We start from the raw sequence: 16,118 nt of genomic DNA, 5'->3' as shown, positions 1-16,118 counted from the left end.
TAAAAAAACGAATCGGGACCGTTATCCCATGAATCAGAAAAAAAGTTTGTAATTTTTCCCAGCGTAGCTTGACGACATTGACCCTCGCCCTTCCCTAGAGAAGTTGTTCAGGGAAGCCGATTCGACGGGAAGGGTAACCCATAGTCGCTGATCTCTAACTGCCTTTAATAGCGAAAGCATCGGTCTGCTTGAAAAAAGTCATAAGGCGTTGAAGGCTTCAGCTCTTCGAGTTCGAAGCCCAAGGTTACCCTTCCCCTTGAATCATCTTCTTTAATCGGCTGCTCCGGGGAAGGGCGAGGGTTAGGTCCATCGGCGTCATGACTTATCCTTCAATTCTTTTATTCAAAGTGACTGATAGGGTTCTCGCTACTTGGTGGTATAGAACAAGATGGTGTTTGCGGATAAACTTGATGCTCAAAAAATTGATTTCATCCACATAGAAAAAAATTATCGCCGCCTCCAAACCGGTGATAATTCTTTACTCGACCATGATATGGAATTCCATCCCTGCATACGAAGGGGACGCGCTAAAAATGCCGGTCCAATAAGATCTGTTCGCGCAAACGGCGCAACCCGTCTTTGATGGTCCTTGCCCGCACTTCGCCGATTCCTTCCACATCATCGAGCTCCTCGGTGGATGCCTCGAGTACTTTCGGCAGGACGCCAAAGGTCTTCACCAGATTCTCCACCACCGGAAAAGGCAGTCGCGGAATCTTGCCCAAGATCCGGTAGCCCCGGGTCGTCAGGGAGAGATCCAGACTGGTCCCGCCGGGATAGCCGAGGGCGCGCGAGAGGGAATTCAGATCCAGCAGATCGTCGTCATCCCATGAAGTGAGTTCCTTTTGAAAATCGGACAAATTCGCTTCGCCCCGGAAATAATCGCGCACGACCAACTGGCCTTCGTCTTCGATGTCGATCATCAGCTCATCCAATTGCATGCTGACCAAGCGGCCCTCGCTGCCCAACTCAAAGATGTAGCGCTGGATCTCATGGGCGATCCGGCCGACCATTTCAGCCCGTTGAATGACGGTGCAAACATCCGATAGCGTGACCAGATTCTCGAACTCCAGGGCCGAAAGATTCAACAGCGACTGCTCCAGGACACTCTTATATTTTTGGAGCGTTTGCAAGGCCTGATTCGCCTTGGCCAAGGTCGTCCCGATATCCCGGATGACATAGCGCTGGTTTCCTTTGTAAAGTGTAATAACGTTCCGCCGTTGCGAAATGGCGATAACCAGTTCCCCGGTCTGCGTCGCCATCCGTTCGGCGGTACGGTGCCGGGTCCCCGTCTCCGAGGTGGGAATCAGATAGTCCGGCGTCAAATGGGCATTCGCTACGATAATCCGCCGCCCGTCGGAGGAGAGCACGATGGCTCCGTCCATTTTCGCCAATTCATACAGAGTCGACGGCTGCAGCTCGGAATTGATCCGAAAACCGCCATCGACCAATTTCATGATCGACTCTGCGTCCGAGACCACGATCAGGGCTCCGGTCCGGGCGCGTAAAATATTCTCCAACCCTTCGTAAAGGGTGGTGCCGGGAGCCACCATCTTTAACACTTTGGTCATTTCGAGGTATCGTTGATCCTCCTGGCTCAAACCAAAACCCTCCATTAATTTTTTTCAAGTAGCTCCGGAAGCACCTGGACCAGACGACGAATATGATCGATGGCGTGCAACCGGATTCCAGCCGGCGGGCTGATCCGTTTTACCGATTGGGCGGCCAGAACGCAGGCCTCAAAACCGAGCCGCCGGCCCTCATTTAATAATTTTTCAAGCTCGGGAATGGTCCGGACTTCGCCTGACAGTGCCAATTCCCCGACGCAGAACACTTTCCCGCTAAAAACGATCCCCCGCATCGACGAGAGCAACGAAGCCGCGATTCCCAGATCCAAAGCCGGGTCGTCCGATTCGATGCCGCCGGCGGTCGAAACGAAAATATTTTTATTGCCGAGCCTTTCACCGACCCAGCGCTGCAGCACTGCAGTGACCAATAGCAGGCGGTTGCGGTCCACGCCGATGGCGATATGGCGCGGCGGAATTCCTTCCGCGGTCTCCGTCACCAGGGTCTGGATCTCGGTAAAAATCGGACGACTGCCGCGGGCCGAGGCCACAATCACTGAGCCGGCCATCAGGCGGCTCCTGTTTTCCAGCAGGTACTCCGATGGGTTCTGCACCTCCGCAAACCCCTGACCGGTCATCTCAAACAAAGCCACCTCTTGCGTGGACCCAAATCTATTCTTGACAACCCGGGCCACTCTTAAACTCTGGCTACGGTTTCCTTCAAGATACACCACGACGTCCACCAGATGCTCCAGGACCCGGGGACCGGCCAGTTCCGATTCCTTGGTCACCTGGCCGATGAGCACGATCGGAATGTTGGTGGCTTTGGCGAGCTTAATGAGGTTGATGGTGCACTCTTTGATCTGTGACGGGGCACCCGGCGTCGAACGTAAGGTTCTCACAAAAGTGGACTGGATGGAATCGATGACGACCAGGATCGGTTGGAGAGCGGCGACGTGATGCTGAATCCGTTCCAGATCGGTCTCGGATAATACATAGAGCGAATCGGGGAACTTTCCCAAGCGGTTCGCGCGAATCTTGGTCTGCGCGGCTGACTCTTCGCCGCTGACATAAAGAACCTTGCCGCGCCGGGCGACATTGCCGGCTGCGATCAGACTCAAAGTGCTCTTCCCGATCCCCGGATCGCCCACCAACAGCATCACCGATCCGGCCACCATGCCTCCGCCGATCAGCCGGTCAAACTCGCCGATAGCGGTTTGAACCCGAATGGAATCATCGACTGCCACCTGATTGAGGATCTGCGGTTCCTGCATGCTGCCAAGACCGGTTAATTCGGCCGTTCCGGCAACGGTTTCAGCTTCTTCCTCCAAAGTTCCCCATTCCTGACAAGCCGGACAACGGCCAACCCATTTCGGCTCCTGATGGCCACAGTTGGTGCAGTAAAATACCGTGCGATTCTTCTTGCCGTTTCCCATTCGACCCCCAAGGTAATATCCATCCTATGATACGCTTCATATTTAATATTACAAGGTTTTCTGGAGTTAATAAAGTCTTTTTACGGTTAACTCCAAAAAAAAAATCCTCATTCCCGGGACGAATCGCTTCTCCCCGAATATTCCGCTTGGCGTTCCATCGCGTAACCTTCAGAGTCCATCCCTGACGCCTTTCGTTAGCGAAAATCCCCATCGCTTCCCGCGGTTCTCTCTTGTAGCGCGCAAACTGCTCATTTATTGCCTGCAGATGGCCATCTTTTCACCCAATTTTCCCGCTCGCTGGTCGCGAAATCTCACTCAGGAACCGCGCATGATCGCTCCGTTGCGGAGTATGCGCGCACCGTTACTGTGCAAGCTCACTCAGTGGCCGTGCATCCTTACACTGTTATTGTGCATGGTCGCCCGGTTACCGAGCATGCTCGCACAGTTACTGTGCAAGCTCACCCGGTAGCCGTGCATCCTTACACTGTTACTGTGCATGGTCGCCCGGTTGCCGAGTATGCTCACACACTTGCCGCGCATCCTTGCGCAGTTACCCGGCATGCTCATGGACTCGCCGCGGAAGTTCCGGCCGTCTCCGGCGCATACGAAAAAACGCGCCGTACCAATTCATGGAAGGCGCGATTCGGCAATTCGTCAGCCAAACAAAGCTGTCTTTTCACGGGATCAATGGGATAAACGGTGGTTAAAATAAATCGCTTTTGCACTCGCAATGCTTTACCGGGGGGATCTCCTCGATCATGGCGAAGAGCAGGTTGCGCAAGCGCTCATTGTTGTCGTTGAAAACTTTGAGCACTTCCTGGTGGGATACGGGTTGAATCTCCGGATGGCCTTCCAGGCCCACATCATAATCGGTGATCAAGGCGATATTCACGTAACAGATTCCCAATTCCCGCGCCAGCCACCCCTCGGGATATTGGGTCATGTTAATGACTTCCCAGCCGTTTTTGCTGTATTCCCGGCTCTCCGCCTTGGTGGAGAAGCGCGGCCCCTGGATGACGACCACCGTTCCTTGCTCATGAACGGTAATCCCCTGTCGCTTGGCGCAGGCTATCGCCAAGCGGCGCAATTCCGAACAATACGGCTCGGCCGCGCTCATGTGAGTGGTGATGGGGCCGTCAAAAAAAGTATCGTTCCGGCCCCAAGTCCTGTTGACAAACTGGTCGACCACGACAAAATCGCCCGGTTTGACATCCGCTTGCAGGCTGCCCGCAGCACACGGCCCGATAATCCGGGTCACTCCCAATTCTTTCATTGCCCAAAGGTTGGCCCGGTAGTTAATCATATGGGGCGGCAGTTGGTGGTTTTTGCCGTGACGCGGCAGGAAAGCCACCTTGCGGCCGGCAATTTCCGCCACCGCCAGTTTATCACTGGGCGCGCCATAAGGAGTATGGACCGCAACCTCGTGAACATTATCGAGCAGTGAATAAAAGCCGGACCCGCCAAAGATCCCAATTTCCGCTTGTTCCATTCCAGAACCTCCTTCCATTGATTGTTGGCTATTTCGCTTCCCAGCCCCAAATTCCTTCTTGCCTCAAAACAGATTCGTTTGTTCCCGCGAATCCGTTCATTTAAATATACGCTTCCATCCGTCGATCCATTAAAAAAACCGCCCGGAGGATCCGAGCGGTTTGGGTAAGTATGGATTGGATTAATAGATCTTATCTAAGCTGTTGAGATTGAGGGAAGGATTGCTTGGGACTTTATCCTGCTGTTGCTGGAAACCTCCAGCCTGTAAGCCGGCTTTGAAGCCCGATTGAACGTTGGAGAACGCCTGCTCGGCGATGGAACGTTCAGCCGCTTCAATCATCCGTTTTACCATATGCCCTCCGACTGCGCCGCAGTCCCGCGAGGTCATATACCCCCAGTAATCTCCAACGATCGGAGTGGTGTCGATATTCAACTCCTTGGAGATCTCGTACTTCATGTTGTGAAGCGCGTTAGCAGCCTCTTTAACAACGAGCGAATTCCGCTTTTGACCAGTACCCATTTGATTAACCCCCCTTTCTTATCGGTCTGAGAATAATTTGCCCAGCTATAGGCGGTTTAAAAACGATTAATGATTGGAATATTTCATGTTTACTACCAATAGTTCCAGCGGACCACCGCGCGCCGGTAGCTTTAAATCGAAAAATACGATTCGATTCTCAAAATGAAGGCTTTTTAAAAGCCATGTGATTCGGAAATCATGCTTTCAGTGGACTCAAAAACGACTTTATCCCTTGCTTTTCTGAGCTTTTGTGTTCACCCTGGCCTTCGGACAGGGTTTATCACAACGCTTTTAAAAGCTAAGAATCATCGGGCAACAAAAAAGTACGTTAGCATGCCCTCCATCATTTATTTTGGCATCCGCCGCCTAGTGTATCCAGAATTATTTTTGGAGGAATGAAGCTTCTTCGTAGTAAAAGAGGCGGCCCGGACAGAGACTATGAATAGCCATTATCTTTGAGGAGGTGACCCATCCATGGAATATATCATGGAAATGAATGCCGCCAATCAGCTCACTCTGCCGGAAACGATCGTTTCCGACCTGGGGCTGAAGCCGGGAGCGCATTTTACGGCGCGGCTGGATGGCGGCCGCTTGATCATTGAACGTCTGCCCTTCTCCAGCCTCGAACAGAGTAAAGCGCTGAATCAAACGATCGATTCACTTCACAAGTAGCCAAAAGTCCCTCTCTCCCATACAATGGGAAAGAGGTGCGTCACTTGTTGGAACCGACAAATTTAATTTATGGCCATTCGCAAGAAGTTCCCACCCGCAGAGGACCGACTCCCTACATTAACTTTGATAATGCCGCCAGCACTCCCCCTTTTACCAGAGTCATGGAGGCGTTATGCAGGGAGGCGCGTTGGTATGCGAGCGTCCATCGGGGCGCGGGGTACAAATCGCAATATTCAACCCAGCTTTATGAAGCGGCACGGCAGAGCGTCGGCAAGTTTGTTGGCGTAGATTTCGACCATGATGTGGTCATATTTACCAAAAACACCACCGATTCGCTGAACAAACTCAGCCACTACCTGCCCTTTCTATCCGGGGAGCAGGTGGTGTACACCGGAGTCGAACACCACTCCAACGAATTGCCCTGGGCATCCAAGGACAGCTATTGTATTGGTTTGGATGGATACCAAATCAACCTGGCGGAAACGGAAAGCTACTTTCAGGCGAACGCCGGCCGGATTAAGCTGCTCGCCGTCAGCGGCGCTTCCAATGTTACCGGGTATATTCCTCCCATCTACACGCTGGCTGAGATTGCCCATCGCGCCGGAGCGAAGATCCTGGTCGACGCGGCCCAACTGGCGGCGCATCATCCCATCGACGTTTTGCCGCCTTCCGATCCGCGCCATCTGGACTTCGTCGCCTTTTCGGCACATAAAATGTATGCGCCGTTTGGAGTAGGCGTGCTCATCGGTCCGCGGGAGATTTTCCGGCATACTCCGCCCAGTCAGGTCGGCGGAGGAACGGTCCAGGGGATCGGACCGGCCGGTGTGGTCTGGTCCGAGCCGCCGGATGTAGAAGAGGCCGGCTCTCCCAATGTCTTGGGAGCGGTGGCTTTGGCTGAAGCCCTGAAAGTATTCCGGGAGATCGGCTGGGATTCCATCATCGAAAACGAGAAAATACTGATCCGGCGAACGCTCGAGATATTGCGGGAATTGCCCGACGTGACGCTTTATAATCCCGATCCCGATAACCGGGTTGGCGTAATCAGCTTCAATGTCGCGGGGCATCATCATCTGGAGGTGGCCCAATACCTGGCCGAAGAGTGGGGGATTGGCGTACGGAGCGGGTGTTTTTGCGCCCGCAGCTATGTTCAACGGCTTTTAAACTTGACGCCGACGGCAATCTACAGTGCCCAAAAAAAAATCATCAATCACCAGCCTCAACTGGTCCCCGGCCTGGTGCGGGTCAGTTTCGGCTGCTATAATCAACTGCACGAGGTCGAAAAGTTGGCGCAAGCCCTGGCTGAATTCCAAAGCCGATGCTAATGGTCGATGCGGGCGGTTTGATACCGATTAAAAAACCGCTGACCCGGTCAGCGGTTTTTATCAACCATTCCAAAAGCGCCACGCCAGCGCCAAAGATAATCCAGTCCCGAGCAGATCGTCAACAATACGGCCAGCCACAAGAAGTATAAACTGTACGGTATTTTCAGCATGATTAAGGCAATGGCCACGATCTGTACGAAGGTTTTCAGCTTGCCCCAGGGCGAGGCGGCGATGGCCAAACCTTTCTTGCCGGCAAAGTGGCGTAAAATCGTAATCATCACTTCCCGGAGAATGATGATCCAGACCGCCGGCCAGGGAACCCGTTTGAGATTGGCCAGCACCACCAGAGTCAAGATAATCAGCACCTTATCGGCGAACGGATCAAACGATTTCCCGAACGAGGTAATCTCCTTGCGGATCCGGGCGGCATAACCGTCGAGTCCATCGGTGAGTCCGGCAATGATGAAGATAATCGCCGCCAGCAAGTCACGCCCTGGAATATTCCAAAAAAGAATGCCGACACAAACTAGGGCTAAGATGATCCGTAATGCGGTAATCCAGTTGGCGAGACTCATGGTTTTTCCTCCGTCATGAACTGATTCGGCGTCTTTCAAAAAAATCCTGTCAGCCCTCTGTTAAATATTTTGCATTCAAATTATATCCTTCATAGCCGGTGATCTCCCCCAGAATGAAACGGCCGGCACTCCCCGGCATTCCGGCGATGCTGACGACGCCATCCACTTCCGGTGCAAAACCCGCTGTCCGGCCGATGCCCCGGCCGTCTTGCGCCTGGTCGACCAGGATGATTTGCCTGGTTCCTACCTGTTTCTCAAGGAAACGGGCAGTCACTTCCCGTTGCTCCTCCATAATGAGCTGCCGGCGCCGCTCTTTCTCTTTCGCGCTGATTTGGGGTTTCAACGAATACGCCGCAGTCCCTTCTTCTCGGCTATAAGCGAAAACGCCCAGCTGTTGAAAAAAACCTTCCGCCACGAACTGGCGGAGTTCCTCGAACTCCGCCGCGGTCTCAGTGGGTAGGCCCACAATCAGACTGGTCCGCAAGACAACCCCGGGGAGAGCGGCGCGAATCTCAGCCAGTCGCTCTTTAATCAATTCCGGCGAATCATGGCGGTTCATTAATTTTAAGATCCTGCCATTGATATGTTGAATCGGCAGATCGAGGTAATTGCAGACGGACGGCTGCTCCGCCATCAACCGCAGCAACTCCGGAGTGATTCCCGAAGGGTAGGCGTAAAGCAGGCGGATCCACGCCGGGCCGGCCTGGTCAATCAGTTTTTTGAGCAGTTCGGTCAAGTTGGTCCTGGGTTGAAGGTCTACGCCATACATCGTGATATCCTGGGCGATCAGGTTGATCTCCCGCACACCGGCCTGGACCAGGCTTTTGACCTCCTCAAGCACAGCCTCGGGATTGCGGCTGCGGAACTTTCCCTTGATCAATGGGATGGCGCAATAGGAACAGCGATGATTGCAGCCTTCCGCGATCTTCACATAGGCCAGGTGCGGCACTGTCGCTTGAAACCGCCGTAAATTCCGGTCGTTTAAAAACGGCTGCCTGTCCAGATCGGGCTCGTGTCCCGGGCCATTCTCCACCAGTTGGGCCAATTCGCCGATCTCGCCCAGACTGATCCATAGATCGACCTCCGGAATTTCTTGGCGAAGTTCCGCCGCATAGCGTTGGACCAAACATCCGGTGACCACCACTTTTGAACAGACTCCGCGATCCGTTGCTTTATACTGCACGGCCTCCAGAATGTGGCGGATGGATTCCTCTTTGGCGGGACCGATGAAACCACAGGTATTAATGAGGATCAATTGCGCTTCCCGCAAATCGTGTGTCAATTCCCAGCCGGCTCCGATGAGCTGGCCCAGCATGACCTCGGTATCGACCAGATTCTTTGAACAACCGAGTGAAACAACTCCTAATTTCGCCATGTTACCTCCAAAAATCAACAAAAAATTCTGGTTGTCAGTGGGACGATAACCAGAACCGATGAGTTCCGCTTCACAAAGCGGGTTTTACGCCTCAGTTTCAACATCCCTTATGAATCCAGCTCGGGATATAAATAACGGTAGACTTTTTTGAGCACCGCCACTTTAATAAGGTATTTCTTGGTTTCCGGGAAGGGTATCTGTTCGACTTTGACCATATCGCCATTCCAGACGCCGCGCTCGATCCAGCTGGATACGTAACTTGAACCGGCATTGTAGGAAGCGAGCGCCAGATTGTCATTCTGCCTGAAGTTCCGTTTGAGGTAGGCCAGGTACCAGATGCCGATCCGCAGGTTTTTGGCGGGATCTTTCAGATCGGTGACGGTGAAGTCCCGCCACACCAACTGTTGGGCTACCCACTGACCGGTGGCCGGCATCACTTGCATCAATCCCACCGCGCCTTTATGGGATTCCGCTTCGGGATTGAAACCACTCTCCACAAAGACCATCGCGCTTACCAGGGCCGGGTTCAATTGATGAATCCGGCTATAGTCTATGATCAATTCCCGCTGTTCCAGGATAAAATAATTCCGTAATAACGGCTTATGGAGGAACAGCAGCAACAGGATAGCGACGAACAACAGGACCCGGGGCTTACCCACCCACTTATCACTCCAATGACTGCAATGCCTTCAAAACTTCGCTCTTGAGCTCGGAAAATCCTTTATTATTATTAATAATTCGATCGGCTTTTCCTTCCTTATCGGAGAGGGGAATTTGGGCGGCGATGCGCCGCTCCGCGTGTTCGGCGGTGAATCCGTTCCGGTGGTGCAGACGCTCCCGCTGTACCGCCGCAGCCGTGCTGACGACCCAAACTTGATCGAACAGTTCGGCCATTCCGGCTTCAAAAAGCAGCGGCACTTCCACGACGACCAAACGTTCCCCCCGCTCGCGGGCGGCTTGAAGCCGTCCCTCGATCTCCGCGATCACCAGCGGATGAATGATCTGTTCCAACGCCTGGCGAGCCGCGGGATCGGCAAAGACGATCGCTCCCAAGGCCTTGCGGTCGACCGTACCATCCGGATGAAGAATTTCCCGCCCGAACCGGGAAACAATCGTTTCATAACCGGCCGTTCCCGGCTCCATGGCTTGATGAGCCAGCGAATCGGAGTCAATCACCGGGATCCCGAGATCGGTCAGGATCCGGCAAACCGTAGATTTACCGGTAGCGATGCCGCCGGTCAGTCCGATGGCAAGGATCGTGTCCACCTCGCTTCCATGCTTCAGCTTTGGCATAACGGACAAAAATGGGTCCCCCGTCCGCCAAAGATCATCTTGGCGATCGGCGCCTGGCAGATCGGACAGGGTTGGCCCTTGCGTCCATAGACCCGCAAACGATCCTGATAACCTCCGGGATTGCCTTCGCCGTCCCGGTAATCCCGTTTGGTAGTTCCCCGATACTCGATCCCTTCCGCCAAGACTTGCCGGATCGCCCCATGTAACTTGACCAGCTCTGCTTCGGTGAGCGTATCGAGCGAACGGGCCGGGTGGATTCCCGCCACAAAAAGGGCCTCATCCGCATAGATGTTTCCCACTCCGGCAATAATGCTCTGATCCAGCAGCGCTTTTTTGACCGCCAGTTTGCGCCGGGCCAGCTGCTTCTCGAAGACTGCCACGGTGAAGGAATCATCCAACGGTTCGGGTCCCAGTCGCGCCAGATTGGCGGGAATCGCAGCGCTGGGAAAGAGCGCCACGCGCCCGAATTTCCGCTGATCCCGAAAACGAAGTTCCGTCCCATTGTCCAAAACCAATTGCAGATACGTGGCATCGGCCGGAGGTTCCCCGCCGGGAGCCACCGTCAATTGGCCGGTCATCCGCAGGTGAATCGATAGCGTCATCTCCCCGGCCAGCCTCAGCAACAGGTATTTGCCGCGCCGGTCCAGCCCCACGATTTCCTTCCCCTGAATTTCCCGGAGAAACTCTACGGTGCTGATATTTTGGACCAATTTTGGATGATGGACCTTTCCCGAAAGGATGGTCCGTCCCGTTAGTTTGGGCGCGATGGTCAGCCGTATACTCTCAACTTCCGGCAATTCCGGCATGGTCAATCCTCCAGTTTCATGGTGCTCATTTCGCCCCAGTTCGGGCCGACCTTGACATCGATCACCAGGGGCACGCTCAGCTCCACGGCGCCTTCCATCTCTTGCTTCACCAGACGGGCCAGCTCCCGCCAGGACGCTTCCGGGACTTCGAAGACCAATTCGTCGTGGACCTGCAACAACATTTTACCCAATTCCGGCCGCTCGGATAAGCGGCGTTCGATCCGGACCATGGCCAATTTGATAATATCGGCGGCCGTTCCTTGAATCGGGGTATTGCGAGCCATCCGTTCCGCGAAGGAGCGTTGGGTGAAATTCCGGGAATGGAGATCGGGCAATTTGCGGACCCGGCCGAAAAGGGTCCGGGCTTCTCCGGCCTCCCGGGCGGTTTCGATCAACTGCTCCACATAGGCCTGGACGCCGGGATACTTCTCAAAATAGGCGCGAATGAATTGATCGGCCTCTTTCCGGCCGACCCCGATATTCTTTGCCAGCCCGAAGCCGCTGATTCCATAGATGATTCCGAAATTTACCGCCTTGGCCTGATCGCGCATGGTCCGGGTAACCTCGGCCACGGCGACGCCGTTTACCGCGGCCGCGGTAAATTTATGGATGTCCTCGCCCTTGAGGAAGGCTTCCATGAAACCGGGATCCTTCGAAAAATGGGCCATGACCCGCAACTCGATTTGGGAATAGTCCGCCGCCAGCAAGACGGAACCCTGCGCCGGCAAAAAAGCCCGGCGGATCAGACGTCCTTCTTCGGTACGGATCGGGATGTTCTGGAGATTGGGATCGGTGCTGCTCAACCGGCCGGTGGTCGTCACCGCCTGATTGAACGTGGTGTGGACCCGGCCGGTTTTGGGATTGATCAGCCCAATCAGCGAATCGATGTAGGTCGATTGCAATTTGAGATTTTGCCGGTATTCCAGGATCAACGGGATGACCGGATGCTGTTCGGCCAGATTCTCGAGGGCCTCGGCATCGGTGGAATAACCGGTCTTGGTCTTCTTCGGAGGCTTCAACCCCAATTTTTCGTAGAGGATCGCTCCCAACTGCTTGGGAGAACCGATATTGAATTCCGCTCCCACCGAATCGTAGATTTCCCGCTCCAACTCGACCTGGCGCGTCTTCAAAAGACTTCCGAAGCTGCGGAGCGGTTCCGGATCGACCCGGATGCCGGCCCGTTCCATCGCGAAAAGGGTGGCGATCAGCGGCTGCTCCACTTCTTGATAAAGTTTCGCGAGGCCCATCTCTTCCAGCAGAACGGGAAGTTCCTGCCGCAGCCGGCGGATGGCCGTCATGCGGCTGCCGGCCAATTCCGACAGCACCTCCCGCGAGAGTTCCTCCGGCAGGCTGAAGACGGGGAATTTGGTGCCCCGGTCATTTTGCCAGGTCTTTACCGTCGCATGGAGGTAGATCTCACTTAAATTTTCAAGCTCCATGCCGCCCACGCCGGCATTGGCCAGATAACCTTGGATCAACACATCCTCCAGGGGTCCCGCCAGCGCCAGCTGGTGATGGGCTGCTATTTGCAGCTGTTTTTTCAGATCGTGGCCGGTCTTGCGCAGGTTCGGATCCGCCAACAGCCGCTGCAGCGGCTCCGGCAACTCCTGATCCGGCCGGAGCGGATAGAAATAATTCCGGTCGCCCACGCCGATACCCACCCCCAGCCAGCGGACCAGGGACCAGTTGGCTACGGCGGTTAAAAACTGCAGGATGATGCTTCCGGCCTCCAAAGCCTGGGCAACGAGCGGTCCCAGCTCCCCGGCGTCGAGGATGGTCACTTCAAACTCGATGCTCCGGTGTTGAGCGACGGTCTCAGCCTGCTCCTCGCTGCCCAGTTTCTTCACCAGGGTCCGGAATTGGTACGTCTGGCAGAACTCGAGCAACTCCTGGTTGGAGTAGCCCGGATAACGGCAGTCGGCCAGAGCGATTCCCAGATCCAGATCGGTGACGATCGTCGCCAGACGGCGGCTTAGATAGGCCTGATCCTTATATTCGGTCAGCAATTGGCGGTCCCGCTGCCGGGCGACCCGCTCCAAATTCTGATAGAGCCCGTCGATGGTGGCGTATTCGGCGAGATATTTCAGGGCGGTCTTTTCTCCGAACCCGGGTACGCCGGGAATATTGTCGGAAGCGTCGCCCATCAGCCCCTTGAGATCGATCAATTGGGCCGGTTGCAATTGATACCGCCGCTGCACAAATGCTTCATCCACCCGGTCGATCTCGGTGATCCCTTTTTTGGTGTAGCGGACGGTAATCCCCGGTTCCACCAGTTGAAAGGAGTCCCGGTCGCCGGTGACGATCTCGACCTGCAACCCTTGGCGGGCCGCTTTTTTGGCCATGGTGCCGATGATATCGTCCGCTTCGTATCCCGGATGCTCGTAAACCCTGATCTTTAGCCGTTCCAGCAACTCCTTGATGATCGGTATCTGGGTCCGCAGCGAATCTTCCATCTTCAACCGCTGGCCTTTGTATGCGTCATACTCCTGATGGCGGAAGGTCGGGACTCCCGCGTCCATGGCGGCCAGAAAATAATCGGGCTTGGTCTCCTCCAACAGGCGCAGCAGCATCATGGCCATGCCGTATACGGCATTGGTGACCAGCCCGTCGCTGGTGGCCAGCGGCGGCAGTGCAAAAAAGGCCCGGTTCGCCAGGCTGTAGGTATCGATAATGACTAACTTGCCTTCCATCTTTCCAATCCTTCCCCTCGCGGCAAATCCCGGATTTTAAGAAATCCGCCGCTCCGCATCCATCAGATAATCGTAGCCCAACAGGCCGATCCCCACGGCATTGTCGCTGGACAGCTCCTTGGCCCCAAACTGAAAATCGATGCCGTCCCTGGTTCCGGCCGCGCTCAAAACGTCCCGGATAATCTGGTTGGAAGCCACTCCCCCGACCAGCAGCACCCGGCGGATCCCATGACGGAGCGCCGCCCTTTGAGTCACCTGCAACAACGCGGCGGCGATCGCTTGAAAAACCCCCAACGCCAGGTTCTCGGGGACACAGTTTCCGGCGGCCAGTTTCCGCTCGGCCGCGCTCAACGGCCCCGAAAAACTGATGGTCAAATCGCGGGTGACGACGGGTAATGGCTCCGGCGCCGCAGCCAGCAGCGCCAGGCGTTCCAGAGCCGGGCCGGCCGGAAAGGCCGCGCCCAAGGCGACTCCGATCCGGTCCACAAACTGTCCCACCTGCAAGTCGGAGGAACCGCCGAGCAAGTCAAGGGCATAGCCGACCGCCGCCGGTCTCACCAGCAGCAACTCCGTGGTGCCGCCGGAGATATGCCAGGCCAGAAAAGCTTCGTTCCAAACCGCCGCCGCATGATGCAGGCCGGCCCGGATGTGCCCTTCCTGGTGCGAAAGTCCGATCCACGGCGCTCCCACCAGCTTGGCCAAGGTCTCGCCGAAACTTGCGCCCGCTTGAAACACGGGCAGATAGGCCCCCTCGACCGGGCGGGGCCGCACCGACATGGCCACCAGCGCGATGGCCGGTTCTTCCAATGGAGTTTCCAAGAGTTTGGGGAGATTCTGCAGGTGCTGAAAGACGGCTTCCGATTGGCGCAAGCCCCGTTCCCCGGGCTTCACCCGCAATAGGATTCTGCGGTCCAGCGCGACTGCGCCCGTCCCATCGATCAGCGCCAATGAAGTCGTGTAACAACTGGTATCCAGTCCGATGATCAACTGCTTTTGCATAAAAAAAGAGGGGACGCCCTCCATTTTTCAACTCTCTTCGTCTGATTTCGAATCAGCCGCCGGCGCCGGCGCCGGTTCGGCCGGTGGGGCGGAGGCTGCCGCCAAATTGCGGGCCAAATTGCCCAGGATGCCGTTGACAAACTTCCCGGAGTCCTGATCGCCGTAGGTCTTGGCCAGCTCCACCGCTTCGTTCACCGTGACGCTGACCGGCGTCTTGGCCGCGGAGAATTTCAACTCATAGATGGCAATCCGTAAAATATTCCGATCAGTGTTGGCCATCCGCTCCAGCTTCCAATCCTGAGCATATTTGACGATCTCGGCGTCGATGGCGCCGAGGTTTTTGATGGTCCCTTTCACCAGCTCGGTCAGGAAAGCCTGGGAAGATTCGGGCAGGGAATTCTCGCGAATGGTGCGGGGCAAAACCTCTTGCCAGGGATTTTTTCCCACATCCGCCTGAAATAAGATTTTAAACGCCAAGTCTCTGGCTTCGTGTCGACTCATCGGATCACCTTTCAATCATTGGGTGGAATGACTCTGCTCAAAAGTTCCCGCAAGGAACCTTTTTGGTCAATTCGCTTACCGAGGTAAAAACCTAACAAAATACAAAAAACAAAGGCCAACGCCCGCCAAAATCCCATAAACGCCCAGAGCAAACCGGCGATAAATCCGATGGCGCTTCCGAAGATCCGCCCTTTATAACCCACCAGCTTCGGCAGAGTATCTTTTAGAAATTCATTCACCCCGATTTACCCCTTTCTATTCAACCCGGGTCCGGGTTTCGGCAGCGATCTTTGTCACCAGCACTTTGACTGCATTGACGTGCATTCCCACGGTCTCAAAGATATAGTCGCTCACCTTGGACTCGATCTCCGCCTTGATCTGCGGGATGGCCATATCCGGACTGGCGGTGACTTCGATATAAACATCCAGTCCGGTCAGCTTGTCGGCCCGGACGCCGACGTGAGCGTCGCGTACGCCCCGCACTTTCTTGCAGGCCCGCAAGGCCAGGTTTTCAATGGCCGATACGGTAATCCGGATCTCGCCGAACTGAGTCTGGTAGATCACCGTTTTTTCCTCGCGCCGCATCCGCAGGGCCATCTGGATCAGGAATACCGCCAGAATCAACGCGATGATCGCCACTTCCAACGCCCAAAGATTGATGGGGTTGTCGTTTATCCGAACCAGTTCCTCCAAGATGGTCGGACCGGCCTGTCCGAAGGCCAGCAGCGTGAGGGTAACCGCCAGGACAACTAATATAATACCCGCCAACAGACTGATTAATCGTTCCCAGACTTTCATCCGCTCGATAACACCTTCCTTTTGCAAGAGTTGCGATCCACACCGGCGGACCGGCGCGGAATACGCAACGTTATGAACCAC

General features: G+C 55.2%; 15 protein-coding genes and 1 pseudogene. 2 read left to right on the top strand and 14 right to left on the bottom strand.

Annotated features, from left to right (window positions below):
- Nucleotides 1–527: 527 nt before the first annotated feature.
- The 4 genes and pseudogenes from disA to EDC14_RS27760 form a co-directional block, all read right to left on the bottom strand.
- Nucleotides 528–1,598 (bottom strand): DNA integrity scanning diadenylate cyclase DisA, encoded by a 1,071-nt coding sequence (gene disA / locus EDC14_RS09750; protein ID WP_243662875.1) that lies wholly within the window; start codon nt 1,596–1,598, stop codon nt 528–530.
- Nucleotides 1,599–1,612: 14 nt separating this feature from the next.
- Nucleotides 1,613–2,998, bottom strand: a complete 1,386-nt coding sequence (gene radA / locus EDC14_RS09745) for a DNA repair protein RadA (protein ID WP_132014096.1) — start codon at nt 2,996–2,998, stop codon at nt 1,613–1,615.
- A 703-nt stretch (nt 2,999–3,701) separates the two neighbouring features.
- On the bottom strand, nt 3,702–4,487 hold the full coding sequence (locus EDC14_RS09740) for an S-methyl-5'-thioadenosine phosphorylase (protein ID WP_132014095.1): 786 nt from the start codon (nt 4,485–4,487) through the stop codon (nt 3,702–3,704).
- A gap of 303 nt (nt 4,488–4,790) precedes the next feature.
- A pseudogene (locus EDC14_RS27760) lies at nt 4,791–5,006 on the bottom strand (alpha/beta-type small acid-soluble spore protein); the annotation flags it as partial.
- 474 nt (nt 5,007–5,480) lie between these two features.
- Between EDC14_RS27760 and EDC14_RS09730 the strand changes: the two are divergent.
- Together EDC14_RS09730 and EDC14_RS09725 are read left to right on the top strand one after the other, a co-directional pair.
- The gene (locus EDC14_RS09730) at nt 5,481–5,678 is read left to right on the top strand and encodes an AbrB/MazE/SpoVT family DNA-binding domain-containing protein (RefSeq protein WP_132014093.1); all 198 of its coding nucleotides are present in this window, start codon (nt 5,481–5,483) and stop codon (nt 5,676–5,678) included.
- Between the two features lie 44 nt (nt 5,679–5,722).
- Entirely contained in the window at nt 5,723–7,000 is a 1,278-nt protein-coding gene (locus EDC14_RS09725; RefSeq protein WP_132014092.1) for an aminotransferase class V-fold PLP-dependent enzyme, read from the top strand.
- 47 nt (nt 7,001–7,047) lie between these two features.
- Here EDC14_RS09725 and pgsA read toward each other — a convergent pair whose 3' ends face one another.
- The 10 genes from pgsA to amaP all read right to left on the bottom strand — a co-directional run bounded on the left by pgsA (nt 7,048) and on the right by amaP (nt 16,064).
- Nucleotides 7,048–7,575 carry a CDP-diacylglycerol--glycerol-3-phosphate 3-phosphatidyltransferase gene (gene pgsA / locus EDC14_RS09720; RefSeq protein ID WP_132014091.1) on the bottom strand — a complete coding sequence of 176 codons (528 nt, stop codon included), beginning with the start codon at nt 7,573–7,575 and terminating at the stop codon, nt 7,048–7,050.
- A 49-nt stretch (nt 7,576–7,624) separates the two neighbouring features.
- Complete coding sequence (rimO, locus tag EDC14_RS09715) at nt 7,625–8,950, bottom strand: 30S ribosomal protein S12 methylthiotransferase RimO (protein ID WP_132014090.1); 1,326 nt, start codon at nt 8,948–8,950, stop codon at nt 7,625–7,627.
- A 107-nt stretch (nt 8,951–9,057) separates the two neighbouring features.
- Entirely contained in the window at nt 9,058–9,609 is a 552-nt protein-coding gene (locus EDC14_RS09710; RefSeq protein WP_132014089.1) for a lytic transglycosylase domain-containing protein, read from the bottom strand.
- A 7-nt stretch (nt 9,610–9,616) separates the two neighbouring features.
- Nucleotides 9,617–10,243, bottom strand: coding sequence for a dephospho-CoA kinase (coaE, locus tag EDC14_RS09705; protein ID WP_132014103.1), 627 nt, complete (start codon nt 10,241–10,243; stop codon nt 9,617–9,619).
- Entirely contained in the window at nt 10,231–11,049 is an 819-nt protein-coding gene (mutM, locus tag EDC14_RS09700; RefSeq protein ID WP_132014088.1) for a DNA-formamidopyrimidine glycosylase, read from the bottom strand. The genes coaE and mutM overlap by 13 nt, the downstream gene beginning before the upstream one ends.
- A 2-nt stretch (nt 11,050–11,051) precedes the next feature.
- Entirely contained in the window at nt 11,052–13,739 is a 2,688-nt protein-coding gene (gene polA / locus EDC14_RS09695) for a DNA polymerase I (protein WP_132014087.1), read from the bottom strand.
- Between the two features lie 36 nt (nt 13,740–13,775).
- Nucleotides 13,776–14,762, bottom strand: a complete 987-nt coding sequence (locus tag EDC14_RS09690; RefSeq protein WP_132014086.1) for a Kae1-like domain-containing protein — start codon at nt 14,760–14,762, stop codon at nt 13,776–13,778.
- Between the two features lie 3 nt (nt 14,763–14,765).
- Nucleotides 14,766–15,239 (bottom strand): transcription antitermination factor NusB, encoded by a 474-nt coding sequence (gene nusB, locus EDC14_RS09685; RefSeq protein ID WP_132014085.1) that lies wholly within the window; start codon nt 15,237–15,239, stop codon nt 14,766–14,768.
- 11 nt (nt 15,240–15,250) lie between these two features.
- Nucleotides 15,251–15,478, bottom strand: a complete 228-nt coding sequence (locus tag EDC14_RS09680) for a DUF2273 domain-containing protein (protein WP_165907917.1) — start codon at nt 15,476–15,478, stop codon at nt 15,251–15,253.
- A 16-nt stretch (nt 15,479–15,494) separates the two neighbouring features.
- On the bottom strand, nt 15,495–16,064 hold the full coding sequence (amaP, locus tag EDC14_RS09675; protein WP_132014083.1) for an alkaline shock response membrane anchor protein AmaP: 570 nt from the start codon (nt 16,062–16,064) through the stop codon (nt 15,495–15,497).
- Nucleotides 16,065–16,118: the final 54 nt, after the last annotated feature.

The organism is Hydrogenispora ethanolica (assembly GCF_004340685.1).
In the GTDB taxonomy this organism is placed as follows: domain Bacteria; phylum Bacillota; class UBA4882; order UBA8346; family UBA8346; genus Hydrogenispora; species Hydrogenispora ethanolica.
This window is presented reverse-complemented; position numbering and strand designations above follow the sequence as displayed.